23 protein-coding genes and 2 pseudogenes are annotated in these 24,298 nt (G+C 63.8%); 14 read left to right on the top strand and 11 right to left on the bottom strand.

The window, feature by feature from the left end:
• The first annotated feature begins 125 nt into the window (after positions 1-125).
• Both ACZY1I_RS20925 and ACZY1I_RS20930 read left to right on the top strand, forming a co-directional pair.
• Positions 126-884, top strand: a complete 759-nt coding sequence (locus ACZY1I_RS20925) for a hypothetical protein (protein ID WP_463756566.1) — start codon at positions 126-128, stop codon at positions 882-884.
• A complete protein-coding gene (locus ACZY1I_RS20930) occupies positions 872-1,279 on the top strand; it encodes a hypothetical protein (protein WP_463756570.1) in 408 nt (135 codons plus the stop codon). Before ACZY1I_RS20925 ends, ACZY1I_RS20930 begins: the two co-directional genes overlap by 13 nt.
• Before the next feature lie 10 nt (positions 1,280-1,289).
• Here the strand turns inward: ACZY1I_RS20930 and ACZY1I_RS20935 are convergent, their stop codons facing one another.
• The 3 genes from ACZY1I_RS20935 to ACZY1I_RS20945 all read right to left on the bottom strand — a co-directional run bounded on the left by ACZY1I_RS20935 (position 1,290) and on the right by ACZY1I_RS20945 (position 3,636).
• A complete protein-coding gene (locus tag ACZY1I_RS20935) occupies positions 1,290-1,754 on the bottom strand; it encodes a hypothetical protein (protein WP_463756573.1) in 465 nt (154 codons plus the stop codon).
• Positions 1,755-1,985: 231 nt separating this feature from the next.
• Positions 1,986-2,531, bottom strand: a complete 546-nt coding sequence (locus ACZY1I_RS20940) for a class I SAM-dependent methyltransferase (protein ID WP_463756577.1) — start codon at positions 2,529-2,531, stop codon at positions 1,986-1,988.
• 10 nt (positions 2,532-2,541) lie between these two features.
• Entirely contained in the window at positions 2,542-3,636 is a 1,095-nt protein-coding gene (locus tag ACZY1I_RS20945) for an NAD-dependent epimerase/dehydratase family protein (RefSeq protein ID WP_463756581.1), read from the bottom strand.
• Between the two features lie 214 nt (positions 3,637-3,850).
• Between ACZY1I_RS20945 and ACZY1I_RS20950 the strand changes: the two genes are divergently transcribed.
• Positions 3,851-4,450 carry a TetR/AcrR family transcriptional regulator gene (locus tag ACZY1I_RS20950; protein ID WP_463757146.1) on the top strand — a complete coding sequence of 200 codons (600 nt, stop codon included), beginning with the start codon at positions 3,851-3,853 and terminating at the stop codon, positions 4,448-4,450.
• A 28-nt stretch (positions 4,451-4,478) separates the two neighbouring features.
• On the opposite strand, the gene ACZY1I_RS20955 is transcribed toward ACZY1I_RS20950, so the two are convergent.
• Positions 4,479-5,705 carry a hypothetical protein gene (locus ACZY1I_RS20955; protein ID WP_463756585.1) on the bottom strand — a complete coding sequence of 409 codons (1,227 nt, stop codon included), beginning with the start codon at positions 5,703-5,705 and terminating at the stop codon, positions 4,479-4,481.
• Positions 5,706-6,138: 433 nt separating this feature from the next.
• Here ACZY1I_RS20955 and ACZY1I_RS20960 point away from each other — a divergent pair, with 433 nt between their 5' ends.
• On the top strand, positions 6,139-6,807 hold the full coding sequence (locus tag ACZY1I_RS20960; protein ID WP_463756587.1) for a TetR/AcrR family transcriptional regulator: 669 nt from the start codon (positions 6,139-6,141) through the stop codon (positions 6,805-6,807).
• 10 nt (positions 6,808-6,817) lie between these two features.
• Here the strand turns inward: ACZY1I_RS20960 and ACZY1I_RS20965 are convergent.
• Positions 6,818-7,099, bottom strand: a pseudogene (locus ACZY1I_RS20965) (response regulator transcription factor); the annotation flags it as partial.
• Positions 7,100-7,130: 31 nt separating this feature from the next.
• Here ACZY1I_RS20965 and ACZY1I_RS20970 point away from each other — a divergent pair.
• The 3 genes and pseudogenes from ACZY1I_RS20970 to ACZY1I_RS20980 form a co-directional block, all read left to right on the top strand.
• A pseudogene (locus ACZY1I_RS20970) lies at positions 7,131-7,439 on the top strand (cytochrome P450); the annotation flags it as partial.
• 49 nt (positions 7,440-7,488) lie between these two features.
• Entirely contained in the window at positions 7,489-7,917 is a 429-nt protein-coding gene (locus ACZY1I_RS20975) for a hypothetical protein (protein WP_463756589.1), read from the top strand.
• A 125-nt stretch (positions 7,918-8,042) separates the two neighbouring features.
• Positions 8,043-8,459: a hypothetical protein gene (locus ACZY1I_RS20980; RefSeq protein ID WP_463757148.1), complete on the top strand. Its 417-nt coding sequence runs from the start codon at positions 8,043-8,045 to the stop codon at positions 8,457-8,459.
• A gap of 17 nt (positions 8,460-8,476) precedes the next feature.
• On the opposite strand, the gene ACZY1I_RS20985 is transcribed toward ACZY1I_RS20980, so the two are convergent.
• A complete protein-coding gene (locus tag ACZY1I_RS20985) occupies positions 8,477-9,292 on the bottom strand; it encodes an LLM class F420-dependent oxidoreductase (protein ID WP_463756592.1) in 816 nt (271 codons plus the stop codon).
• A gap of 322 nt (positions 9,293-9,614) precedes the next feature.
• On the opposite strand from ACZY1I_RS20985, the gene ACZY1I_RS20990 reads away from it, so the two are divergent.
• The 4 genes from ACZY1I_RS20990 (at position 9,615) to ACZY1I_RS21005 (ending at position 12,284) form a co-directional block, all read left to right on the top strand.
• On the top strand, positions 9,615-10,799 hold the full coding sequence (locus tag ACZY1I_RS20990) for a cytochrome P450 (RefSeq protein WP_463756596.1): 1,185 nt from the start codon (positions 9,615-9,617) through the stop codon (positions 10,797-10,799).
• Positions 10,796-10,990 carry a ferredoxin gene (locus ACZY1I_RS20995; protein WP_463756600.1) on the top strand — a complete coding sequence of 65 codons (195 nt, stop codon included), beginning with the start codon at positions 10,796-10,798 and terminating at the stop codon, positions 10,988-10,990. Before ACZY1I_RS20990 ends, ACZY1I_RS20995 begins: the two co-directional genes overlap by 4 nt.
• A 54-nt stretch (positions 10,991-11,044) precedes the next feature.
• A complete protein-coding gene (locus ACZY1I_RS21000; RefSeq protein ID WP_463756605.1) occupies positions 11,045-11,833 on the top strand; it encodes a heavy metal-binding domain-containing protein in 789 nt (262 codons plus the stop codon).
• Between the two features lie 67 nt (positions 11,834-11,900).
• On the top strand, positions 11,901-12,284 hold the full coding sequence (locus tag ACZY1I_RS21005) for a DUF5073 family protein (RefSeq protein ID WP_463756608.1): 384 nt from the start codon (positions 11,901-11,903) through the stop codon (positions 12,282-12,284).
• Between the two features lie 37 nt (positions 12,285-12,321).
• Here ACZY1I_RS21005 and ACZY1I_RS21010 read toward each other — a convergent pair whose 3' ends face one another.
• Together ACZY1I_RS21010 and ACZY1I_RS21015 are read right to left on the bottom strand one after the other, a co-directional pair.
• Positions 12,322-12,444, bottom strand: a complete 123-nt coding sequence (locus ACZY1I_RS21010; protein WP_463756611.1) for a hypothetical protein — start codon at positions 12,442-12,444, stop codon at positions 12,322-12,324.
• 129 nt (positions 12,445-12,573) lie between these two features.
• Complete coding sequence (locus tag ACZY1I_RS21015) at positions 12,574-13,983, bottom strand: WS/DGAT/MGAT family O-acyltransferase (RefSeq protein ID WP_463756613.1); 1,410 nt, start codon at positions 13,981-13,983, stop codon at positions 12,574-12,576.
• 281 nt (positions 13,984-14,264) lie between these two features.
• Here ACZY1I_RS21015 and ACZY1I_RS21020 point away from each other — a divergent pair, with 281 nt between their 5' ends.
• Positions 14,265-14,885, top strand: a complete 621-nt coding sequence (locus ACZY1I_RS21020) for a TetR/AcrR family transcriptional regulator (RefSeq protein ID WP_463756617.1) — start codon at positions 14,265-14,267, stop codon at positions 14,883-14,885.
• A gap of 9 nt (positions 14,886-14,894) precedes the next feature.
• Here the strand turns inward: ACZY1I_RS21020 and ACZY1I_RS21025 are convergent, their stop codons facing one another.
• Positions 14,895-16,388, bottom strand: a complete 1,494-nt coding sequence (locus ACZY1I_RS21025; RefSeq protein WP_463756620.1) for an FAD-dependent monooxygenase — start codon at positions 16,386-16,388, stop codon at positions 14,895-14,897.
• A gap of 115 nt (positions 16,389-16,503) precedes the next feature.
• Here ACZY1I_RS21025 and ACZY1I_RS21030 point away from each other — a divergent pair, with 115 nt between their 5' ends.
• Complete coding sequence (locus ACZY1I_RS21030) at positions 16,504-19,275, top strand: helix-turn-helix transcriptional regulator (RefSeq protein WP_463756623.1); 2,772 nt, start codon at positions 16,504-16,506, stop codon at positions 19,273-19,275.
• A gap of 89 nt (positions 19,276-19,364) precedes the next feature.
• Positions 19,365-20,291 (top strand): antibiotic biosynthesis monooxygenase, encoded by a 927-nt coding sequence (locus ACZY1I_RS21035; RefSeq protein ID WP_463756625.1) that lies wholly within the window; start codon positions 19,365-19,367, stop codon positions 20,289-20,291.
• Here the strand turns inward: ACZY1I_RS21035 and ACZY1I_RS21040 are convergent, their stop codons facing one another.
• Both ACZY1I_RS21040 and ACZY1I_RS21045 read right to left on the bottom strand, forming a co-directional pair.
• Entirely contained in the window at positions 20,292-21,167 is an 876-nt protein-coding gene (locus ACZY1I_RS21040) for an SDR family NAD(P)-dependent oxidoreductase (RefSeq protein ID WP_463756627.1), read from the bottom strand.
• A 51-nt stretch (positions 21,168-21,218) separates the two neighbouring features.
• Complete coding sequence (locus ACZY1I_RS21045; RefSeq protein WP_463756630.1) at positions 21,219-24,047, bottom strand: MMPL/RND family transporter; 2,829 nt, start codon at positions 24,045-24,047, stop codon at positions 21,219-21,221.
• Between the last annotated feature and the right edge of the window lie 251 nt (positions 24,048-24,298).

The following is a 24,298-nucleotide window of genomic DNA, read 5'->3' on the forward strand; positions in this document are numbered from 1 at the left end:
ATGTCCTGCGGGGTGGATTATGACAGTGAAGCGGTTGGCAGCAGGTGTTGCTATCACCGCTGCCATTTCTGTTTTTGCCATTACGCCCGGCGTGCCAATCATCGGTATGGGCGTAGGCGTTGCCAGTGCCAAGCCGGGTGGCGGCGGTGGCGGCGGTGGCGGCGGTGGCGGCGGTAATCCCGGACCAGGTCCTGGCGGTGGCGGCGGCGGAGGTGGCGGCGCACCCCATGGCGGCCCCGCGCCGAAGCCGGGCGGCCCAGCTCCGCAGGGTGGGCCTGGTCGTGGTGGTCCTGGTGGCGGCCCGGGTGGGCGTGGTCCTGATGCGGGTGGGCCTGGTCGTGGTGGTCCTGGTGGCGGCCCGGGTGGGCGTGGTCCTGATGCGGGTGGGCCTGGTCGCGGTGGTCCTGGTGGCGGCCCGGGTGGGCGTGGTCCTGATGCGGGTGGGCCTGGTCCTGGGGGACGTGGACCTGACGCCGGCGGCCCCGGACCGGGTCGTGGTGGTCCGGGTGGACGTGGGCCGGATGTTGGCGGTCCTGGACCGGGTCGCGGTGGTCCGGGTGGGCTCAATCCACAATGGCGCAACCCGGGACCACCTGCTGCCGAGCTTCGGGGCAGGTTCGGCGTGCCCGCCGGACCAGGGTCTGTCTTCCGTGGCAATTTCCGGGCTCCTGGCGCTCCGGCGATCGACTTCCGCGGTGCGTTTCGTCGGCCGGGCGGACCGACCGACTTCTTCCGTGGTGGGCCGCGGCTGCCGGGCATGGCGCCCGGCAACTTCCGCGCGACGTTCCGTGGGCTGGGCGCACCACCCTTCGCTCGGTGGTGGGGTCCGCGGGGTGACTTGGGCATCAACTTGCGGGTGCCAGGTGGACCTTTGGCGAACCTGAACTGGCTGGTTCGCGGTCCGCGCCAGCCGGCGTGGCTGTTCCGCAACGGATTCCGCGGGCCGGGCGCGCCACTGGGCGATCTGCTCTGGGATCGAGCTTTCCGGAGCCCCGGTCTACATCTCGGTCCGGCGCCTTGGCACGGCGGTCCGCGGCCGTGGGGCCTCGGGCGGGCGCCGTGGGGCTGGGGTCCGCCGCCGCCACCACCGTTGGACTGGGGGCCGTCGCTGTGGGGCGACTTTGGTCCGCGCGGCGGGCCGTGGTTGCCACCGCAGGGCTGGGTGGCGCCGACCCTGAACTACTGGGGAATTCCGGTAGTGCCGCTTTGGGACCCTTACTTCCAGCAACTGGGCTTCTGGGTCTACGGGGTTTGGGTGCCGCTGGCGGGACAGCCCTAGAAACCCGCCTTTACCAGTTGACACCCAACTGCTGACAGATCGACAACGGACCCCCATACGCGACAATGCTGTCGGTCCAGGCGGCCTCGTCGTACTGCGTGCCCGGGCCGGGCCGCACGCTCGCGACGAACAATTGCATGTCGTCGATGTAGCGCTGCAGCGCCCGGGTGATTAGGCGCGGTGGGTTGCTATGCGCGTCCAGGGTTTGCTGTGTGCGGCGCGCCCACTCCTGGGTATCGGTGACGAATTTCTGCAACGCGGCATCTCGCTCAGGCGTGCCTGGCTCTCCGGTCGCCAGAAAGGCATTGCTGCGGTCGTCGTTCTCCTTCATTTGCGGCCCGATCGCCTGGCATAGCGCTTTGTCTGCCGTCGCGGTCGACTGAGCGTTCGTTGTGGCTGGTGCCGGCACTGTTGGTTGGGTCAGCAGCGCCACCAGTCCGATTACCAGTGCGGTAACCGCCAATACCGCAGTCACCGCAACAGCCAGGATGATCGGCGGAGGACGACGACGTTGACTGGGTTGCAGGCTGAAGTCGGGCGGAGTCGCTTCGCGCGGTGGAGGCGCAGAATTGCGTGAAAAGCGATCAGTGCCCGGAGCGCGCGGAAAGTCCCCTGCCGGGCGGCGGGGCGGGGGGTCGCGGCGTTGATCAGTCATCTTTGACAACTTTACCGCCGCCGGAGAAGTCGCGGATTGCGTGCTACTTGCTCATCTGCGTGCCAGTAACCACGCTTTGCCGTCCCCTTCGCCGGCTGCAATCACGGTTAGTTCGGCGAATGCCGTGATCAGCTCGCCCGGTGTCGCGCGAAACTGGCCGGGTGACGCACCAACCTGACTAAGCGTTGCGATCGCCAGCAGGCCGCCCGGTGCCAGGCGTTGGATGAGGGTTCGATTGAGACGAGGGTCGCGAAATTTGTTGCAGAGGACCAATTCCACCGGGGGCCCTATCGGTATACCTGCGTCCAGGTCGACCGTGTCGAATCGGCATCGTTCACCGATTCCACTGCGTTGGGCAAGATCTCGCGCCTTTTCGATCGCCACACCGGAGATGTCCAGGCCCCAGACTTCCAGGCCGCGCTTAGCCAGCCATATTGCGCCGACTCCTTGGCCACACGCGACGTCGATCGCGTATCCGGTGGAGGGAATCAGGTCTTCGTGCGGCGCAAGTAGACCGGGCACTCGCACATCGGCCAATGACGCGGGGTCCAACTGCGCGTAGTGCTCGTCCCATCGGCGCCGATCCTCCGCGGTCACAACGCCAATACTATGGGTGTGCAACCTGCCGGGGTGCCGCCGCTGACGCCCGCGGATCGCCCCACCGCTTCCAGATCGCGCCCATCGGATCCGCTGTGGCACCGGCAAAGCCGCGATACGGAGAGTGGCGCCGCAGGTACCAACGAACCGCCGGAGCGCACAATCGGAGCAGAAAGCGCCGCCACCCGACTTCTGTTCGGGTCTCTTCGAGCATCGCAGTCAGCGAATGATGTTGGTAGTCGAGCACATCCTGTGCGCGTTCGGTGTCGATCCAGTCCGTGGGATACCAACTCAGGTCGTTATTGGGATCGCCTGGTCGGCCCGGCGGTATCGCGCCCGGTAGGCCCATGGCTGCTGCGAATTCGGAGCCGATTTTGGCCTGCGTGATCTGGTGAGTGTGATCGCCGCCGATGACAAAGGTCTCCCGGACGTGGTCGGTGCCGATCGCCGCGCAGAACGCGTGCGCGACATCGCGCACATCGACGGTGTGGATTCGTCCGTCCGAAGGCAGCACCGCTTCGAAGAAGATGAGGTCGCGGTCGATCTTGAATCGAGGCTCCACGGTAAGAACACCGCCGAGGCGCAGCACTACCCAGTCCAGATCGGACGACGTCACGCACTGCTCGGCCAGGGCTTTGTGTTCACCGTAGAGTTCGGTGGGTCGCAACGGAGTTGAAGCGGTCAGCAACGAATCTTCCCGATACGGATTGCGGGCCCCGTAGACCGCGATGCTTGACGCGTGCACGAATCGCGGTGGCGTTGCCAATCGCGCGGCGGCTTCGACCAGGCGTGCGGTGGCCTCCACGTTGACCGCGTAGGCAAGCTCATGACGCGCGTAGCACAACGGCGGGATGATCGCGGCAAGGTGGATGATCGCTGTCGGCGCGACATCCTCGACCAAGGCGTTGACCTCGTCAGGACAGGTCAGGTCGGCCCACTGAACCTGCACCAGACGCTGCGCCGCGAGCATATGCGCGCGCTCGCGGTTCGCTGAGATGTCAAGATCGGTGGCCACCACGTTGCGACCCTGCTCAGCTAACCGCTTGACCACCGCCGACCCGACCAGGCCGAACGCGCCGGTCACCAATACACGTTCGACGGTCATCTGGATCTCCTTGGCCCATCGCGACAGCAGTTCAAAATTCTGGACATCTGTCTGTAATTTACAGTCGAGAGTAGCGATGACACCCTGTCCCGGCAAGCCTCAAGCTGGGGGCGACGAACGCTGATTGCGCTGATAAACACTGTTCAAAACGTATTTCGTGGCGTACTTGTCCTGCGCAGTGTGAGTTTCCTACACTGGACGAGTGTCTAGAGAAGTGGCTTCTCCCGCCGGCGCCCATGCAACCAGCGCCAGCGGCGCAACAGCGCCACGACGGTCGGATCGCCGTCCCGGACAGACGATCCGGAAGGTCCTCGATGCCGGATTGGAAGAACTGCGCGAATCCTCCTACGCCAACCTGACCATGCGTGCGGTGGCTCAGCGCGCCGGGGTGTCCCCGGCCAGCGCTTATACCTACTTCTCGTCGAAAAGCGCGCTGGTAGCAGCCGTTTATTTACGGCTTCTGCGGGAACTGCCGTTGCACACCGACGTCAACCACACCACCAAGACCCGGGTCAGCGCGACTATGCGGGACATGGCACTCGTTGTCGCAGACGAGCCTGAATTGACTGCGGGATGCGGTGCCGCGTTGATGGCCGACGATCCCGCGGTGGCACCGTTGCGCGAGGAGATTGCCGATGAGGTGTCCCGCAGGATCGGCGCCGCTCTCGGTCCGGGTTGGCCTCGCTCGGTGAAGTCGACCCTGCAGATGACTTTCTCCGGGGCGCTTATGGCGGCCCGCTTCGTCAGCTACTCCGACATTGCCGGGCAACTCGACGAGGCGGTCAATCTCATTCTCGGCGCGTCCGTCGCCTGAGGTCCTTGGCGCAGCCGGTCGCGCCCAGCTAGACCGGCGTGAGGGGCAAAGACTTCCGCGACTGGAAGACGAAGGTCGACCCGCCACTGAATTTCGCCACCGCAACTTCTGAGGATTCCTTTGTCGCAGTGTCGGTTTCAACTATGTGCGCGGTCCATTCCGTCGCGGACCCAGTGATTTCGATGCGCAGGCGTGGGTCCACGGCTGTCGCGATCGCCTGCAGCGGCTCGACCGAATCGGGTGATACCAGCGCTGGCCAGGCGTCGTCCTCGTGTGCCGGTGACGGGTGCATCCGCACCGAATCGTCGGCAAAGTCGGCCGATACGTAGACAGCGGGGTTGAACAACGGATGCAGCTCCATCACTCGAATGACACCCTGCACGCCACCCGGTAGATCCAGTGCGTGGTGAATTCGCTCGGCCGCCAGACCAGCCAGGCCGACGAGCTGCTTGGTGGCGATCGAACGACTCAGTGCGGCATCGCCATTGGCACGCTTATCCACCGCGAGCGCAAATGACAGGTAGAGCAGGTGCATCTGCAGGCAGACCTCATCGGCAATGCGGACCAGCGCCGAGTGGGAGAACGCGCCGAAGTCGAAGTCGGACACCAACGGGCCGGAGTAGTCTGCCTGGCCCGGTTGCGTGCCGTCAATTGCGTCAAGCTCTATGTTGGCGGCACGGCTGCGCCCGATGATCTCGATCTGGGGAAAGAAATCCACCTCGGGGTATGAGTCGTCGATGATCACCGTCCACGCGCAGTGCGGGTTTCGATCGGTCGGCACCCGGGGCGGCCGGTGGATCGGGCGCACTTGCGCCCTGCGATTCGTGGCCAACGCGGTCGCATCGAAGGTTGGGTCCTCGATGTCATGGCACATGCCGCGCACGTATTCCTCGCCCATCGGTTCGACGTCCAGCAGTGCTCCGCAGTGGTCCAGCTGGAACTCGCCATGCCAGCGGTCATGCACCGTGTAGCGAAAGTCCATGAATTGCGGTGGCGCTCCGATATCGAGTTGCAGACCTTTGAAGATAGTGACGACGTCTATGCCTTCGTAGCGCAGAGCCTGTTGCATGCGCTTGGTGTAAAGCGGACTCGCGCCCGCCCATTCCTCGATAGCTATTTGCAACATTTCTTCGCGACCGAATTGTTGAATGCACCAAGCCATCCCGGAGCGATCGATCATCTGTCCGATCAAAAGCAACTCGGGCACCAAGGTGGCGAGCTGCTCACGAGTGAGGGCAGCGTACCTACTGGGCATCGGCAATTCCTCCGGTCTGCATGTCATCACGGCGGCTGTTCGGCAAACGTTGCCGCGACGGTTAGTTGTCAAACCGCCATCTCGGCACCGAGCACCGACATAGTCGAGGTCCTCCGGCAACCGGGCTGCGCTTGCCACCAATTATGGACACTTGTCTGATTCCACTCAGAACTCTAGCGGACGGTCATCGCTCTGGGCAAGGAAGCCGCGAATCAGCTAAGAGGCCAGGGTGGCGGCGACTGGAGCCCGTGCAGTCCACCCCTGTAAGTGCTCACCCATCTGCGGCAGTCGAGTGCTTTTCTGGACAACTGTCTATCCGCAGACGTCCGGGCAGGACTGCGCGCCAATCTGCGGTCTCAATCGACGACGGCATACGCAACCGACCACGCCGTATGATCCGCTTTCATGACGCCAGATTCGCGGTTCGCCAATCATGCGTAGTCACGGGTGGGGCGGCAATACGCCGGCGTCTGACGAGGAGGCGATCCAGCGCATCTTGGACGCTGCCGACAGAATTGTCGGCGAACGCGGTTCGGCGATGCGGATTGCCGATGTGGCGCGAGATTTGGAAGTCACCCGACAAACCGTCTATCGCTACTTCCCCGGCACCGAGGCTTTGTTGGTGGCAACCGCGATGCGCTCTGCCGATGGGTTTCTGAATCATCTGGAGGCTCATCTCAAGGGCATTACCGACCCCGTCACGGCAATGGTCGAAGGAGTGGCGTTCGCGATCGAGGGGCTTGAATCCGATAACCAGGTCGAGTTCGTCTTGAGCCAGCGCGGTCGTGATGGGCACACCGTCTCCATCATTTCTGACACTGCTCTGACGTTTGGACGGTCCATGCTGCACAAATTCGATGTGGATTGGGATCTGCACGGTTTCGACGAGGCCGGATTGGAGGAACTGTCGGAGTTCTGCCTGCGGGTGCTGCACTCGTTCCTTGCCGACCCCGGGCGTCCGCCGCGTACCGGCGCGGACCTCCGTCGGTATCTCACGCGCTGGATCGGTCCGGCGATCGCCTACCCCAAGGTGGCCGCCGCGATGGACGCGTTGCGCAGTCCTGAGCAACGGAAGGGTCGACGTTCCTCGGCGGCATCCTGATCCCGCGACTTCAATTCTGCCGCGTCGATTCCTGGACCAATTGAACCCGAGACGCGATGCCCAGCTTTGTGTAGATGTGGGTGAGATGCGCCTGGACGGTGCGGGGTGATACGAAAAGCCGTGTCGCAATCTCTTTGTTGGCCAAACCTTCACAGACCAATTTGGCGACGTCGCGTTCGGCGGGTGTGAGCGACGCCCAACCGCTGGCGGGCCGTTTGCGTTGGCCACGGTCGCGCTGCGCGTAGGCGATCGTCTCGTCGAGGGACAGGGCTGCGCCCTGGGCCCAGGCTGCCACCGAAGACATTGAACTGGGCGGCCTTAACGGCTGCCTGATCCCGGCGGGCACCGTCGTGATCGCCAGCACCGCATCGGCCAATCGCGACGAGACCGTCTACGACCACCCGGACCGACTGGACATCACCCGGTCGGCATCGCCGGCCATGCTGACCCTCGGCGGAGGCGTGCACTATTGCCTGGGCGCGCACCTCGCCCGGGTCGAACTGGCCGAGGCGCTGCGCGTCATCACGCGCCGGATGCCCAATCTGCGGCGTGTCGGCTCTGCTCCATGGCGACCTGCCACCGAACTATCAGGTCCGACAACGCTTCCGGTGATATTCGACCCGAACCACTGACCGGCCGGTTTACTCTCGACGGAAATCGGTTGAGCGAAGGGAGTTCTCGATGAGCAAGGTGCCGAGCCGAAAGGCGCGACTCGCCCACGCGGCCAAGCATGCCGATTTGTGGAATGCCGGCAAAAAGGACGAATGGGTCGCGTCGTGGCGAACCATTGCTCCAGCCGAGGTGCGCATGTTCGATCCAGTCGGAACGCAGGAAAAGCACGGATTCGCCGCCGCCACGTCGGATGCGTACGACATGTTTCAGGCACTATTGACGATCAAGATGGTCACCGTTCAGGTCAACGGCGACGAGATGGCCTGGGTCTGCGAGAACTCCTTTGGGACTGAACCCAACATCCAATCGGCTTACAGCATCGAGACATTCGCCTGGGATCAGGACGGCAACCTGCTGATCAAGACCTACTATCCGATGCCGGAACAGGTTGGCGCCGATAGCGATCCGTACGCGCACCTACTCGAAGACAAGACGTAGCGAAAACCCCAGGGTTGATCCGCTCCCCCACTTCGGCGATCCTCAACGGAGGACTTCGAGGAGGTTCGGTCGTGGCGGGTCTGGGACAGATCGCGCTCAACAGCGCACCTGTTGTAGGTGGTGCGATGTTGGCTGTCGCGGCCAGCCAATTCAGAGGTCCGGATTTCAGGGGCATGATCAAGCAAGACATGGACCTGCTTGATCGGTTGCCGCCGGAGGCCGCCGAACGACGGGCCGAACTTCAGCGCACTATCGACGCCCGCATCGATGACCTTATCGAAGCCACCGATCGAGGCCGTGCGATGCGCCGCGCAGCGACGTCATACCAGGGCAACTGGCGAGACATCGTGCTGCTGGTGTGTGTCCTGTTGTTCACGGTTATCTGGTGGGACGTCAGTCACAGCAGGAGCAACTGGATGGTGACGTTCGTCTTGCTGATCCTGCTGTCGATCGTGACCGCCGCATACGCCCTGCGGGGTGTGCTGCGCGCCGTCATGTCATTCCTCCATGCCCGACGTCGCCGCCCTACGCCGCCGGCCTGACCGTGATGCGACCCGAATCAGTCGCCGTCGCGCCAGTCGATCATCTCGGCGAGAGTGGTTAGGTCATAACCCTTTTCGGTTGGCCTGATCTCCGCGGTGAACAGCGTGACGCCTTCCTTGTGGAACAGGTCGGCCTCGCTCGGGCCGGTCCAGGCAACCGCGCGTTCGATTGCGGAGTCGTCTCGCTGCGCCGCCTCGACGTAGCGCTTGAGCAACTCGTCCTTGCGACGGAATTCGTCAATCGGTTCGAAACTGTGCCAGATGTCGGCAAAGCCGGCGACCAACGGCAGAGTTTTCTTTTCGCCTGATCCGCCGATGAGGATCGGGATTTCGCGCAGTGGCGGTGGGATGAGCCGAGACAGCCGATTTTCGATACGGGCCAAGCCATCGACGAAAAGCCGGAATCGATCAGTCAAAGTCGGGTAGGCATATCCGTAGCTGATATAATCCTTTTCGTACCAACCAGTTCCGAGCCCAAGAATAAGCCTGCCGCCGCTGATGTGGTCGACCGTGCGTGCCATATCGGCAAGCAAGTCGGGATTGCGGTACCCGATACCGGTGACCAGTAGCCCTATTTCGGCGCGAGACGTCATCTCACCCCAGGCCGCCAACGCTGTCCAGCCTTCGAAGTTGTTGACATCGTGCTGCTCGGGTAGCAGATGCGGCAATCCGTCGTGAACCTCGACGAACGGCTTGTGGAAGTGGTCGTAGCCGAAGATGACGTCGGCTCCCAATGCTTCGGCGTCGAGCACCGCCTGCCGCCAGGATCGGTAATTCGGCGCGCCACCAGGCCAAATCTGGACCGCGACTCGGTTTCGGCGAGGGGAATTCATTGAAACCTCTTGTGCTTACTATCAATTAGGAAAATTCGAGACGCTGCTGTTGGCGCCGTTCAAAAAATCTGCCGCCCCGGCTCCGTTGCCGGCACGACCGTCACTAGGTGTTCGCGACACAAACTAACCTGCGATCGCAGCAGATTATTTCTAGAAGCTATACATTTTTGTGATAGCTCCAATCCGAAAAGGTGATCGGGCGCACCGCGGCGCGGTTGAAGGCGCCGAAAAGTAGAGTGTCCGTCGTCGACAAAGTCGCTAACTTACCTATTTTTGCAATGCAAGCATTGCCCACCGCACGGTGCGGTGCCACGCTGACTACATGACAGAAGCCGAAGGGTTCGTCGACCAAGCCGTCGTCGGTCTTGCGGAACCGCAACCCATGTATAAGGCGCTGCGCGAGAGTGCGCCGGTGTTTCGATCGCCTCAGGCGGTGGTGCTCAGCCGACTCGCTGACATCGAGATGGCACTGAAGCGGACCGATCTGTTCTCGTCGAACATGGACGCAGTCGATCTCGGCAATCTCCGGCCGCTGATTCCCCTGCAGATCGACCCGCCCGATCACGCGAAGTATCGGCGCATCCTCGACCCTTTGTTCACGCCACGCGAGATGGCCCGCCGCGAACCGCAGGTGAGTGCCTTGGTGAACGAAATGATCGACCGCTTCGCCGACCGGGGTGAATGCGACTTCCACGAGGAGTTCGCTGTGCCGCTGCCCTGCACGGTGTTTCTGCAGTTGCTGGGCCTGCCGCTGGAAGACCTCGAGAAATTCCTGGAGTGGAAAGACGGAGTCATCCGCCCGGAGGGCGCCACCGACGACTGGGACAGCCGCCATGACGCCTCGGCGCCGGTAGCTGAGCAAATTTATGAGTACTTCGAGCGGGCCATTGATGATCACATCGCCAATCCGCGTGATGACGTGCTGTCCGCAATGATCGCGTCGAAGTTCAAGGAGGATGGCCAGGCGTTGTCCCGCGAGGAGTTGCTGGACATCTGCTTCCTGTTCCTGATCGCCGGCCTGGACACCGTCACCGACTCGCTCGACTGCTTCTTCGTTTACCTGGCACGACACCCCGAGCATCGTCAGCAGCTCATTGATCAGCCCGACGTCCTACCACATGCCGTTGAGGAACTGCTGCGCTGGGAGACTCCGGTACCGGGGGTGGTCCGGGTGGCCATGCAAGACATCGAGGTGGGTGGCTGTCCGATCAGCAAAGGCGAACGGGTCAGCCCATTGCTCGGAGCGGCGAACACCGACCCGGCCGAATTCCCGGATCCGGAACTGGTCGACTTCAGCCGCAGTCCGAATCGGCACCGCGCGTTCGGCGGCGGTCCACACCGTTGTCTCGGATCCCATCTGGCACGGATGGAGTTACGAGTGGCGTTGCGCGAATTCCATCGCCGAATCCCCGAATACGAGATTCCGCCCGGCACCGAGTTGAAGTACACCGCCGCACTGCGCTCGGTGGAAGCCCTGCCCCTCACCTTCCCGGTGCCTGTGCGATGACCCGCATTTGGGTCGACCCGGACCGTTGCGTCGGGCACGGACGCTGCTACTCGCTAGCACCTGACATCTACGATGCCGACGACGCCGGCCACGCCATCGTGCGCATCGAGGACGTCTCCGGCGAACGGGAGCAGCATGCTGTGTCCGGGGCGCAGAACTGCCCAGAAGAGGCGATCACCCTGGCTCCGTGATCCCGAGCAGCTTGCTAGGTACGCTGTCGCAAACCACAGAAGGGACCCACGCAGATGGAACCAGGCGCACTCGATCCAGTAGCCAGCGAACGGTTATCGCACGCTTCAAAATCGTGGACGTCGGACCTGTCGATCAACGAATTCGCGCTGCTGCACGGAGCCGGGTTCGAACCGATCGAGCTGGTCATGGGCGTCTCGGTGTACCACGTCGGTTACCAGTTCACGAACATGCGGCAGCAACAGGAATTGGGTGTGCTCACCGAGGCGACCTATCGCGCACGTTGGAATGCGATGGCGCGTATGCAGGCCGAGGCCGATTCACTCAAGGCCGACGGAATCGTCGGGGTCCGTCTCACCTGGCGTCACCACGGCGAGGGCGGCGAACACCTGGAGTTCATGGCGGTCGGCACCGCGGTGCGCTACGTCGACAAGCCGGGCGCATTCCGGCGCCCCAACGGACAGGCGTTCTCCAGCCATCTCTCGGGCCAGGACATGGTGACGCTGCTGCGTTCCGGGCACACTCCGGTGGCGTTTGTGATGGGTAACTGTGTGTTCCACATCGCCGTGCAGGGGTTCATGCAGACGCTGAAGCAAATCGGCCGCAACATGGAGATGCCGCAATGGACGCAGGGCAACTACCAGGCACGCGAGTTGGCGATGACTCGCATGCAGACCGAGGCCGAGCGCGACGGCGCGACCGGGGTGGTGGGTGTGCACTTCGCGATCTCGAATTATGCGTGGGGACATCACACCGTCGAGTTCTATACGGCGGGAACCGCGGTGCGCCGCACCGGCAGTGGCGAGACCATCAAGCCAACCTTCGTTCTGCCCATGGACAAGTGAGGGTCGCAAGCGCGGTGCAGCCGGGCGCCGCGGGCCCGAGCCAGCGACTACTGACGGTGGACCGCTGATGGTGGAATTCGATGCCGACCGAGTGAGTCGCACCATCGCCGGCGCGCTCGGCGGTCCCGGCGGTGTTGCGTTGGTGGTCAATGTGTTTGCCGGACTTCCTGGGGTGATTCACACTCCGGCAAAGCGCGGCTTCTTCTCGTCCAAGCCGGAGCGGATCCAGATCGCCGACTGGCGGTATGAGGTCGCCCCCGACGGCCGCCTGGTCGCGGGCCACGTTGTGAACGGGATCGTCATAGCCGAGGACGTATTGCTGGCCGACGCGGTAGGACCGCACATCACCCGGTCGCTGCACCAGATCGTCGCGCGCTACGGCGCAACGGTGATCCCGAGCATCGACGCGGCTGTGGAAGTTCTTGACACCAGCACCGGCTATGGTTACTGACGCTTTTCACCGGTAACTCAGTCGGACGGCCAACCGGTCATAGGTCTACCAACGCCGATGCGCGCGGTATCCGGTCGCCGACGACCTCTATTCGGTTGGCGCGCAAGGCAATCTCCTCGAGCAACAGGTGTGCTTCGAGGCGGGCCAACGCAGCCCCCATGCAGAAGTGTTCTCCGACACCGGATCCCAAACCGGGACGCCAAGCACTGCGGCGCCCCTTCGATCAACGACCTCCCGCAGACTTTAACAACGATACATTTTGCGTAGTTTTGTTCCACTCGGCCGATTACTAGTCAGTTGAATATTCCCGGTCATCGCGCTGAATGCGGTCGCCGTATTCCAGCAGTTCCTTGAGCGCATCCGGGAACGCATCGGCCATCTCCCACAGCTCTGGGATCAAGTCCGGGCAGGAGATGATGCCGATGCCCAATGCGCCGTTGAGGGACATGACCGTGATGTTGAGACCCGCGCCGAGAAGCAACGGACCCAGTGGCGACATCGAATCGATCGCGCAGCCAAGGAAGTACAACTGATCCTGCGGGCCCGGCACGTTGGACAGGATCATGTTGTAGACGGGACTGCCGCCCACTTGCATCCGGGGCATGACGCTCATTGCCGCACCGAAGAGCGACTGGCTGCCGAACTCACTCCAGTCGTGCAACAGCGTCGGACCCATCTCGCCGATGTGTTCTTTGGCGGCGGTGTTGTTTTCGGCGATCGTGCGGACGCGCTCGACGGGATCGCTGATCTGGCTTTCCAGCCTGCAGAACATCATGGACGTGTGGTTGCGCCCCGGCCGATCCGACTTGCCGCGGACCGAGACCGGCACGGTGGCTACCAGCGGCGTTTCCGGCAGTTCGCCGCGTTCGAGCAGGAACCGTCGCAACACCCCGGAGCACAACGCCACCACCACGTCATTGACGGTGACGCCGAACTGGTTCTTGACCCTCTTGACGTCCCGCATGTCCAACTGGGTGAAAGCGACGTTGCGCGATCGCGTCAATGAACCGTTGAACGGGGTGGGTGGCCCACTGAATGGCGCGGCCATTGTCCTGCCGTCACGAGCGCGCATGACGGTCTGCGCGACCGTCATTACTGTCGCCGGCAATACCGTCGCCAGCTTCAACGGCCGCTTGGCGAGGTTCCACAGCCCGCTCGCGGCGATCTGCATCGTGCTGGCGCTACCGACGCCGTGCACGGGCAGCGGTATCGGTGCGTCGGGCTGCGGACTGCACAGTTGCGCAAGCAGATTCGCACCGGCGACCCCGTCGACCAGAGCGTGATGCACTTTGAGCATCACGGTCAAACCGTCGTCGCGAGCGCCCCCTTCGATCACCCACATCTCCCACAGCGGGCGGTCTCGATCCAGCGGCAACCCCGCGATATGTCCGCAGATCTCAGACAGCTCGCGACGGCCGCCGGGCGCGGGTACCGCGATCCGGTGCAGATGACGGCGCAGCTGAAAATCGTCGTCGTCGACCCACACCGGGTGGTCCGGGTTGAACTGGCTGTCGGCCAGCTTCATCCGGAACTCCGGTATCGCCTTCACGTTCTTGGTCAGTGCCGCGAGCAACCGGGAATACGAATAGCCTCCCGGCATCGTCGACGTATCCAGCTCCAAGACGCAGCAAACATTCAGTGGCTGCGTTGGTGTTTCCATGTAGAGGAAAAAAGCATCAAGTCCGCTAAGTCGTTCCATAGCCGCCTGCTCGACTAGTCACGTCAAAATCTTCTATGGAAGAAAATTTTCTGAACTTACTGCCTTCAGCAGCCCGATTCGGGCCTCCCCATTGAGCCCCTGCTTGAAGGTTCCGCAGGGCGTACCCAGCCTGGCGCGGCGCTAAACCTGGGCCTCGAAATATATTTCTTGTCGATGGGTTCTCGCCCGTTCTCTCCACGACGCCGGATGAACACCGTGACACGCAGTGTTGCGTAGTATTGAGGCGCTTCGTCCACACCGCGACTGCGCCGAGGAACGAGATGCCGACTGAAGAAGCCGCGCCCGAGGTGGACTCCTTGATAGATCAAGCCGACTCGGGCCGCCGCGATCAGATTCTCGAAGCGGCCAATGAATGCTTCAAACAGCTCGGTACTCAGCGAACCAACGTGCAGGATGTCGCCCGCGTCGCCGGCCTGTCGCGGGGTACCGTCTACCGCTATTTCGAGGACCGAAAGGTCCTCATCGAGGCCGCAATTGAGTTCGGTGCTCAGAAGTTCTACCGAGAAGTGGCCAGGGCAATGGACGACAAGCGCACGCTGGCCGAGCAACTCGGCGCGATGGCGGAGGTGAACGCCACGATTCTGGTCGAGCACCGCACCCGCAATCGCCTACTGACAGACGATGCGGAGCTGATGCGCCAGATGGTTTCCGACGGCCACGGCTTCGTGCGCCGCACCACCACGTTCCTGGTCCCCTATGTTCAAAATGCCCAGGAACGTGGCGAAGTCGGTGCCGATGTCGATGTTCGTGCGGCCGGCGAATGGCTGGCACGCATCATCTACTCGTTCTCAACCGTCAATCAGGGGCAGGCATTTGACATGTCAGAGCCCGAGACCGTCCGCCGCTATGTCGAGAAATTCGCGATCAACGGTCTCCGCTGACCGGCAACCCTATCGAATCGCGCAGCGAACTCCGACGGGCTCGCCACACCACCGGGTGAGGGCGGCCGTCAGTTCGCCGTCCTCCGGGTGCCGGGTCGCCCAGGCGACATAGCCGTCGGGCCGGATCAGTACCGCCGCGGGAAGCGAAGGGTCGCAATGAGTTACGTGGTCGACGCCCGGCCAATCTGCCACTTTCGCCGGATCGCGGGTGAGCAGCACGAATCGGCCACTGCGCAGGACCTGGTAGAGCCTGGTGCCGTTGCAGTCGATGTCCGCCATCCGCCGGCCCACCAGTCGGTCGTCATGCCGTGAGCGTCGCGGGTAGGCGATACCGACCCCGGTGAGTCGACGGGCCATCATCCGCCGGGTGCGAGGGATGCCGAGTACCGTGCGAATGATCAAGCGCTGCAGGAACCGACGAAGCGCGGACCCGCCCAGGACGAGTTGGTTGAGCGCATCCGTCATGGCCAGCACGCCGGCACCGACGGGATGCCGCTCGGATTCGTAGCTGTCCAACAGCCACTCCTGATTTTCACCACGCACGACCCCACGCACGGCGGAAGCCAGTTTCCAGCCGAGGTTCATCGCGTCACCGACACCGGTGTTCATGCCCTGCCCGCCGATCGGTGAATGGACGTGCGCCGCATCGCCGGCCAGGAAAACCCGGCCGACCCGGTAGTGCCGGGCTTGGCGTCGCTCGCTGAGAAAGCGCGAGCTCCAACGCATCTCGCTCACGCCGAAGTCCTCACCCGCGATCCGGCTCAACGCGTCACGGATGTCGGCCATGGCTACGGGTTGACCCAGCGGAGCCTGTTCGCTCAACCGGTCCCAGGCGATCGCGCGGTACCAGCCGTCACCGAACGGGAGAACCAGCACCACACCCTGGTTGTTGGTCCTGGCGAACATCAGTTCTGCGGGCGGGTTGGCGAGCCGCACGTCAGCCAACATGATGTGGGTTTCGTACTGCTTGCCGACAAAGTCGACGCCGAGCAGTCGCCGGACGGCGCTGTGCGCGCCATCGCAACCGACGACGTAGCGGGCGAGGACGTGATCGCCGTCGGCTAGACCCAGGCTGACACCGTCAGCTTCCTGCTGCAGGTCGACCACTTCGGCACCGCGGATCACTCGGACGCCGAGTCGTTGTGCCTGAGCAGCCAGCACCTGCTCGGTCCCGCTCTGCGGAACCATCAGGATGAACGGGTAGCGCACCGACAGCTCGTCGACCAGGGAGATGGTCGCTCCAGGTACCGGCGCTATCTCACCGACCGCGAAGCCACGCTGCAGGACCTCTTCGGCGAGACCGCGGGCGTCGAGCAGTTCCATGGTCCGCGCGTGGATAGCGAACGCCCGGGTGATGTTGGGCTCCTGCGCGCGGCGTTCGAACAGCTCCACCCGAACGCCGCGCATGGCCAACTCACAGGCCAGCATCAGGCCGGTAGGTCCGGCGCCGACCACGGCGACGTCGATGTTGCGGATGTTGCGGGCGGACGGGGTGGTGCTCATCTCTGCTCCCTTATCGGTGTCGTTCGTTGACCTCCCCAGAGTCGCGCCAACCTCGTGTCGTCGAATCAGTGAAGTCACCAGTCCTAGTCACCAGTCGAGTCCTACGATCATTGCTGTGCTGCACGGCCGCCAGCAGGAATGCGCGCAGGTAGACCGCCTGCTTGAAGGTGCGCGGGAACGGCGCAGCGGCGCTTTGTTGCTACGTGGCGAAGCCGGCATCGGTAAGTCCGCGCTGCTCGACTACGCAGCCCGGCAAGCGAGCGGAATGCAGATTCTGCGGACAACTGGCATCCCGACCGAATCGCAGCTGCCGTTCGCCGCGATGCATACCTTGCTGCTGCCTGTCCTGGCCCGCAGTGCAGGGATTCCTGATCGGCAACAGGCCGCGTTGCTCAGTGCGTTCGGGCTGGGCCCGGAAATCGCGGACGACCGGTTCCTGATCTCGCTGGCCGTACTCAGCATCTTGGCCGAGGCAGCGGAAGCGGCCCCAGTGCTGTGTCTGATCGACGACGCGCAGTGGCTGGACGGCCCATCCGCCGACGCGATGACTTTTGCCGCCCGGCGACTGCAGGCCGAGGGAATCGTCGTGTTGTTCGCTGCCCGCGACGACCCGGCGCACCCATTCGCCGCACCTGGACTGCCAGAGTTGCGGCCGGCCGGAATGGACGCGGACGCGGCGGCCGCAATCCTGGCCGAACAGCTCAACTCCCCGGTCGCTATTGGAGTTCGTGACCGCCTGGTCGCCGACACCCTGGGCAACCCGCTGGCGCTGGCCGAATTCGCCCGGTCGTTGTCCGCAGGGCAGATCGCCGGCGAGGCACCCTTACCGGACCAGTTGCCGCTGAGCCTGGAACGTCTCTACCTGGACAGGGCGGCCGAATTGGCGCCCGAGACACAGACCATGCTCCTGGTAGCCGCCGCACACGACAGCGGTCAACTCGCTGAGTTGCTCAAAGCCGCAGCAGCGCTGGGCGCTGGACCCGCGGCACTCGACGCGGCCGAGACGGCGGGCCTACTGCAGGTGAAATCGACGATCGTCTCGTTCGTCCACCCACTAATGCGTTCGGCGATCTACCACGGTGCGACCTCGCGACTACGCCAGGAGGTCGAACGAGCACTCGCCGCCTGCCTCGACGCTGACGTCGACGCCGACCGGAAGGCTTGGCACCTCGCCAAAGCAGCCGCGGGACCGGACTCTGCGGTGGCGCAGGCTTTGCACGCCGCTGCCGAACGAGCCCGTGCACGCGGTGGACACGATGCCGCCGCGGCCGCGTTCGAGCGATCGGCGGCGCTCACCGCGGGAGCCGAGTTGCGCGCTACCCGACTGGCCGATGCGGCCTGGGCGGCATGGCTTGCGGGCCGGCCGCATCGCGCCCAACAGTTGCTCGACCAAGCCCTCCCGCTGGCAGGCGCCGCGCAACTACGAGCCCGCATCGGGCACCAGCGAGGGTCGATCGAGGCGCACTGCGGCACTCCGTCTGCCGCATACGCGATCCTGGTCAGTGCCGCGGAGTTGATCACCGACCTGGAGCCGGCGCGGGCTGCTCAAATGCTCGGCGAAGCCGGCCAGCTGGCATGGGCGGCCGGTGACCTCGCGCGTCTGAACGAAGTCGCCACCCTACTCGCGGAGCTGCCCGACGAACATAACGCCAGTCTGGTAGCCGGCCACGTAATCGTGGGCCTTTCCGGACTGCTGCGCGGTGACACCACGAGCACTGCGGCGAAGTTGCGGGCCGCGGTGGATCTGGCCACCATCAGCCGGGAACCGCGAGTCCTGATGGGCGCGGCCGCGGGCGCGATGTTCCTCGGCGAGGATTCGCGTGCCATCGACCTGTTCAGTACGGCAGTCGCCAAGACACGCGCGGCCGCCGAGGCGGCGATGCTGCCGCTGCTGCTCGGCCCGATGGCCATGGTGGAGGTGTTGACGAGTCGTTACGCCACCGCGCTGGCTGACGCCACCGAGGGTCTGCAACTGGCCGAAGAGACCGGCCAACACAATCCGGCGGCGCACCTGCACGGCGTGCTGGCCGTCATTGCGGCGGTGCAAGGCCGCGCGCAAGATTGCCGTGATCACGCCGCAGCCGCTCTGACGCAGGCAATCTCGTTGCGGCTGGGGCCACATGCGGCCATTGCCTCGTGGGCGCTGGCTTTGCTCGATCTCGGTGGCGGACGCCCCGAGGAAGCCTTCGACCGACTTGAGGCGCTGTCCGGTGCCGCACCTGGCGAGGGCAACCAGATGGTGATGTTGATGGCCACCCCCGACTTCGTCGAGGCAGCGGTTCGCAGTCAGCAGAAGGCCGCCGCGCCCGCTCGCCTGGCGATGTTGCAGACGTGGGCGAACGACACGGGGGCACCCTGGGCGAGGGCACTGGCGGCGCGTTGCCACGGCTTGCTGGACACCGACGGCGAACAGGATCGGCACTTCACCGAGGCGCTGAGCTTGCACGCCCAAGGCGGGCGACCGTTCGAGACGGCCCGCACTCAGTTGCTGTACGGCGAAAACCTCCGGCGGCGCCGCCGTCGTGCAGACGCTCGCAAATTTCTCCGCTCGGCGCACGAGACCTTCGAGCGACTCGGCGCCGCACCCTGGACCGGACAGGCCAGCACCGAACTGCAGGCTACTGGTGAGACCGCCCGCAGACGTGACGTCGGCACGCTTGATCAGCTGACGCCTCAAGAGGTGCAGATCGCCCGTTTCGTCAGCTCGGGTGAGACCAACCGCTCGATCGCGACGCTGCTGTTCCTCAGCCCGCGCACGGTCGACTATCACCTTCGCAAGATCTTCATGAAGCTCGGGATGTCGTCACGCGCGGAGTTGATCCGGATGGCATTGAGCGACACCGAGTTCGCGGGATTGGCGACGATCGGCCCCGGCTCCAGCCGCTAGATGTGACCCGCAGCGAACGCTGCTCCATCGTCCACCCGACACACGGCGCACCGAGAAGTTTGGCGAGGGCGCGATGGTAGACAACTGACATGACTGTTGGCGCCAGCGTGATCACTTTCTTCCACCGGCCACCCGACCCTGAAGGGTTCGATCGATGGGCGACGGAATACAGCGCTGCGGCCCGGCAAGCATCTGGATATGTCAACGCCCGCCAGGCGGTGCACAGCGGTGGTCAACTCGACTGGGCGGTAGAGGTGCGCTTCGACACCGCCGAGTCGCTGCACGCCTGGCTGGACAGTCCGCGACGCCGAGCCATCCTTGCCGACGGCGAGACACACGGATTCTGGCGGTCCGCATCAGATCTCGTCCTCCTTGACAACGAACTTCCACCGCCGGGCGTTGGTATCTTCCTGCACAGTGTGGCCCCCGGGAAAGACGCAGAATTCATTGCGGCGCAATCTGATCTGACGAAAGTCACCGCCCCGTTTCCCGGAATTGAAGGGACAGCACTGCTTCCCGCCGATCTTTCCGGGCAGTGGCTGTCGGTGCTTCGGTTCCGCACTGCCGATCAGCTCGCCGGATGGATTCATTCGAGGGAACGCCAACAAGCGTTGCCGCGCATGCGAGATGAGTTGACGCATGATTTCGCCGAGCTACCCCGCAGTGCACCGTTCGGGTCAACGGTCCGCATTGCCGGCGGTCGGACGAAGATCACACCCGCGTGGAAGTCAGCCATGATGGTGGTGCTCTGCTTGTACCCCAGCGTGATTTTGCTGTCAAAGTCGCTGGCTCCGGCGCTCGATCGTCTCGGAATCGCTCATGCGCCAGCCGTTTTCGTGGGCAATGTCGTCAGTGTGACTCTGATGCAATGGTTTCTGGTCCCGACCGTGTCTCGCCCATTCCGGCGCTGGCTCGACCCCATCGACGGCGCTGCAGGCCGGATCAGCCTCACCGGCGCGGCTGTGTTGATTGGCTGCTACGGCATATTGATCGCGGTTTTCACACTAGTCGGATAACTAACCGCTGATCATCGTATGTAATTCGGCTACCGACCACGGGGCGCTGGTGTTGTGGTCGCGGTACCCCAGCAACTTCGGCGTCGACCGGTTGAAACGGCCAACGAATCCGCCTGCGGCAACCAGGATCTGGCCAGTGACCTCGCGCGCGAGGTCACTGGCCAGATAGGCATAGAGCGGAGCGACGAATTCAGTCGGCGGGGCGTCCAGTGATGCATGCATCGTCATCTCATCGAGCAATCCACGGCGGTGTAGGTCCTTGATCTGCTGTTCGTAGTCCTGGCCGGTGGATATCCGTGTCTTTGCGCCTGGGCACACCACGTTGGCGCGCACGCCGTCGGCCTTCAGCTCGGCGGCTATCGCCATCGTGAGCCCATTGACGGCGCCTTTGCCTGCGGGATATCCGGTACCGCCGTAGTCGCCGAGGAAGGCGACAGAGCTGGTGTTGATTATCGTGCCGTGGCCCTGGGCCACCATGACCGGCGCCGCGGCCCGGCAGGTGTGAAACACGGTGCCGAGGTGCGCACCGATCAGGCTGTCGAATTCAGCCGGCGAGATGCGCAGAATCGAGGAGCCCGGCGGTTCGGCGACTCCGGCGCAGTTGATCAGGATGTCCAACCGACCAAATGAATCCGTGCAAGCCTCGATCAACGTCGTGGCGATCCGCTCGTCGTTGGCTGGGCCGGGAACTCCTTCAGCACGTGCGCCCGATGCAGTGAGCGAGTCGACGGTGCTCTTGACGGCATCACCATCGCGGCCGTTGACCACCACTGCGACACCCAAGCTGCAGAGGAGTTCGGCAATGGCGCGCCCAATGCCGCGGCTACCGCCGACCACTACCGCACTGCGTCCCGCGAACAAGTCACCGTCGTTCATCTGACCTCGCGCGTTGAACTTGTCCGTCGCTGGAAAGCCTTGGGCCACAACTCAATCAGCCACGTACTCGAATTCTACTTTTTCGATAACCGTCCGGCGCGACCACCACAACCACCGTTCCAGCTGAACCATTAGCGCCGGTAGCACGAAGGCCCGCACCAACAGCGAGTTGAGCAACAGACCCAAGCCGACGGTGACACCGATCTGCGCCACGCTGAGGACTCTGCTCGTGGCGAGCGCAAGCATGGTGATCCCTACGACGATGCCGCCCGCGGCAACAACCACGCCGGTCGCCGCAAAGGTCCGAATGATGCTGGTGCGCATTCCCGCTGGAAGTTCCTCGCGGACGCGTGACGCAAACAGCAGATTGCCCGCCGAGGCGACACCGACCATCGACACGAACGCGATCGGCGGCACCGACCAATGCAATTCCTGGTGCAGTAGGCGATGCCAGATGAGGACGCTGGCACCGAGTGCCGCGACATAGGAAATAGCGATGGTGGCCAGGACGACAAAACCGGCGATCGGACTTCGCAACAGCATCGCGGCGATGACCAGGATGACCGAGAGGGTAATCACCCCCATCAGGGTCAGGTCACCACCGACGATGTCCTGCAGATCGCGGGTGGCTGGTCCAACACCGGTGAGATCCACCGCCATGGGTTTCAAGGTGCTGTCCTTGGCGACGTCGGCTATCGCCGCTTGGACGGCACGAGCGCGCACGGCACCGTCGTTGCCCCATTCGTTCCCCTTCCCGTAGACGAGGATCCTGGTGGACTGTCCACTTGGCGAGAAGAAGTAATCCTGCGTCGGGCGCATGGCCGGGTCGGTCAGGATCTTTCGGGACGCGTAGAGGTCCACCCCGGGACTGCCCTGCGAGACAGCGGCGAGCTTGTGCAGATAGTCGGGGAGCTCATTTGCCGGCACCGGTCGAGCGTTGGCCATCAGTCCTCGCACATTCGAAGCCTGCCCGCGCACCTGGTCCAACTGTCCGCGGACGGCGAGTATCAACAGCGGCAGGCCGGCCGCGTCGGTTCCCGCGGCAGCGTCCGCCGTCGATTTGGCCAGTTGCTCGGCAGAGTCGACCAGCTTGTTGGAGCCACTGACAACCGCAGTTGCCCACTGCACAGCTTCCTGAGCCCCCGCACATACCGGAGTTGTCGGGCAGTCGGCAATTGCGTTGGCGTAGCTGCGCAACGGATCGAAGATCTCGGCAACATCCGCGGCCCGGGCCCGCACTTTATCGATTGCCGCGTGCGTGACGTTTACCGCGAGACTCACTCCGCCGATGGCGTAGGGGCCCGCTTGCATGCCGGACTGAATCAGATCGAGCCCGTCGACAAGGTCATGTATGGCGAGGTCGAGCTTCGGGATTGCGTCCTCTTTGGCGGTGATCTCATCAGAGAATTCGTCGAGCCGATCACCGATATTGCCGCCGGTGACGCTCAACGCGGCCTGTTTGGAGACCATGCCACCGGGGTGGCTCGCGGACTGCACCAGACGAACGCCCGAGATCGCCATGATCGCGCCCGTGACTTGCTGGATCGCTTTTAAACCGGCCGGGTTGCGGAGGTCGTGCCTGGTCTCGATCGTGATGACGGCCGGGAACAGTTGATTCGGCGGAAAGTGTGCGTCGACGGCGCGATAGCCCTGGTTGGCCTCGGTATTGGGTGACGTCGTCGCGCTCTCGTCCCAGCTCATCGGCACGCCGGGGAGGCTGATCATCAAGATCAACACAAACACTCCACTGCCTACCAGGATCGGAGCCGGCCAGCGTGCCACCTGGGTACCGATACGCCGCCAGCGGCGGCGCACCGTCTTGATCCGGGGCGGCTTCAGTAGATCGGCACGGCTGGCCAGTGCCATCAGCGCCGGCGTCAGTGTCAAGGCAGATAACCCGACGGCCAGCACACCGATCGCAACCAGCACGCCGGTCGTCGCGAACAGACTGATCCGCGCGAGGCTGAGCCAACCCACGGCGCCCAGGGGAGCGACAACGATGAGAGTCGTGCCGACGATCGCCGGCGCGACACCGCGATACGCGTCGACCAAGGCATCAAGCGGGGCGATGTTTTGTCTTCGCCGCTCGTGATATCGCCCGATCAGGAAGATCGCAAAGCCAGTGCCGGCACCGAGTGTCACCGCAACACTTACTGCGATGGAGAACAGCGAGATACCGATCAGTTCCCTGGCGGCGAGGTCGGAAATGACCGGTTTGACCACGGCCAGCGCCATCATCACTGACACCAGGGGCACCATCGCGGTGATCAGCGATCGGTAGACGAGCAACAACAGAATCAGCAGCACCCCGAACGTAGTTGCCGTGATCACCTGCATCTGCCGGTCTATCGCCGCAAACTCATCCATGATGGTGGCGCCAGGGCCGGTGATGTAGACGTGCAACCCATCCGGGGGCGGCTTGCTCGACGCGATGCTGCGCGTCGCAACGATTGAATCGGCGGCTTCAGAGGTGCCGACCATGCCCGACAGGCGGACGGCGGCCGTGACGACATGGTTGTCGTCGCTCTGCGCCGCGTCCGCGGTCGCCGGTACCTGCCACCAGTCGATGACGGCGAAGACGTGCTGCGAGTCTGCTCGCAGGGCGGTGACCAGTTGGTCGTAGTATGCGCGATCCTGATCGGTAAGCGCCCCGTCACGGTCGAGGACCAGGTAGGCGACGTTGTCGGTGCGGTTTTGGGAAAAAGCGGCCGCCGACCGTTGCACCGCAAGCGAAGTCGCGGTTCCGGCCGGCAGGAAGGGTTGATCCTCGTTGGCGACGACCTGCTCGAGTGGCGGAGCGAGACTGTTGCCGGCGACAGCCAGCAAGGCCCAGATTCCGACGATCACCAATGCGAATCGATAGATGAATCGGGCGATCACCGCGCCAGCCTCAACTGCGCCATGCTGCAGATATCACGCCGTAGTCCGATCCCAACACCTTACGTATCACCTTCTCATTCGACACCGTGGCGCAACCCCAGCCCGAGAGGGCTCATTCAATCATCCTGCCCTGACAACCGATATTGATTATCCGGTGGGCTCCGGCGCGGCGGGTCGTGATGGTCAAACCCGGGAAGGCGCTGACTCTGCGCGCAGGGCGTTCGCTACTCGCGTTTTGTCACCACCAGCGC

The sequence above is a fragment of the Mycobacterium sp. IDUB_37 genome, from assembly GCF_055419245.1.

Bases quoted from the DNA above. Each gene is read 5' to 3' on its own strand.
- ACZY1I_RS21035 (WP_463756625.1), top strand. From the start codon at position 19,365: ATGACTGTTGGCGCCAGCGTGATCACTTTCTTCCACCGGCCACCCGAC.
- ACZY1I_RS21000 (WP_463756605.1), top strand. From the start codon at position 11,045: ATGGAACCAGGCGCACTCGATCCAGTAGCCAGCGAACGGTTATCGCAC.
- ACZY1I_RS20980 (WP_463757148.1), top strand. From the start codon at position 8,043: ATGTTGGCTGTCGCGGCCAGCCAATTCAGAGGTCCGGATTTCAGGGGC.
- ACZY1I_RS20960 (WP_463756587.1), top strand. From the start codon at position 6,139: ATGCGTAGTCACGGGTGGGGCGGCAATACGCCGGCGTCTGACGAGGAG.
- ACZY1I_RS21015 (WP_463756613.1), bottom strand. From the start codon at position 13,983: ATGGAACGACTTAGCGGACTTGATGCTTTTTTCCTCTACATGGAAACA.
- ACZY1I_RS21025 (WP_463756620.1), bottom strand. From the start codon at position 16,388: ATGAGCACCACCCCGTCCGCCCGCAACATCCGCAACATCGACGTCGCC.
- ACZY1I_RS20975 (WP_463756589.1), top strand. From the start codon at position 7,489: ATGAGCAAGGTGCCGAGCCGAAAGGCGCGACTCGCCCACGCGGCCAAG.
- ACZY1I_RS20995 (WP_463756600.1), top strand. From the start codon at position 10,796: ATGACCCGCATTTGGGTCGACCCGGACCGTTGCGTCGGGCACGGACGC.
- ACZY1I_RS20990 (WP_463756596.1), top strand. From the start codon at position 9,615: ATGACAGAAGCCGAAGGGTTCGTCGACCAAGCCGTCGTCGGTCTTGCG.
- ACZY1I_RS21005 (WP_463756608.1), top strand. From the start codon at position 11,901: ATGGTGGAATTCGATGCCGACCGAGTGAGTCGCACCATCGCCGGCGCG.
- ACZY1I_RS21020 (WP_463756617.1), top strand. From the start codon at position 14,265: ATGCCGACTGAAGAAGCCGCGCCCGAGGTGGACTCCTTGATAGATCAA.
- ACZY1I_RS21040 (WP_463756627.1), bottom strand. From the start codon at position 21,167: ATGAACGACGGTGACTTGTTCGCGGGACGCAGTGCGGTAGTGGTCGGC.
- ACZY1I_RS20945 (WP_463756581.1), bottom strand. From the start codon at position 3,636: ATGACCGTCGAACGTGTATTGGTGACCGGCGCGTTCGGCCTGGTCGGG.
- ACZY1I_RS20985 (WP_463756592.1), bottom strand. From the start codon at position 9,292: ATGAATTCCCCTCGCCGAAACCGAGTCGCGGTCCAGATTTGGCCTGGT.
- ACZY1I_RS21010 (WP_463756611.1), bottom strand. From the start codon at position 12,444: ATGGGGGCTGCGTTGGCCCGCCTCGAAGCACACCTGTTGCTCGAGGAG.
- ACZY1I_RS20955 (WP_463756585.1), bottom strand. From the start codon at position 5,705: ATGCCCAGTAGGTACGCTGCCCTCACTCGTGAGCAGCTCGCCACCTTG.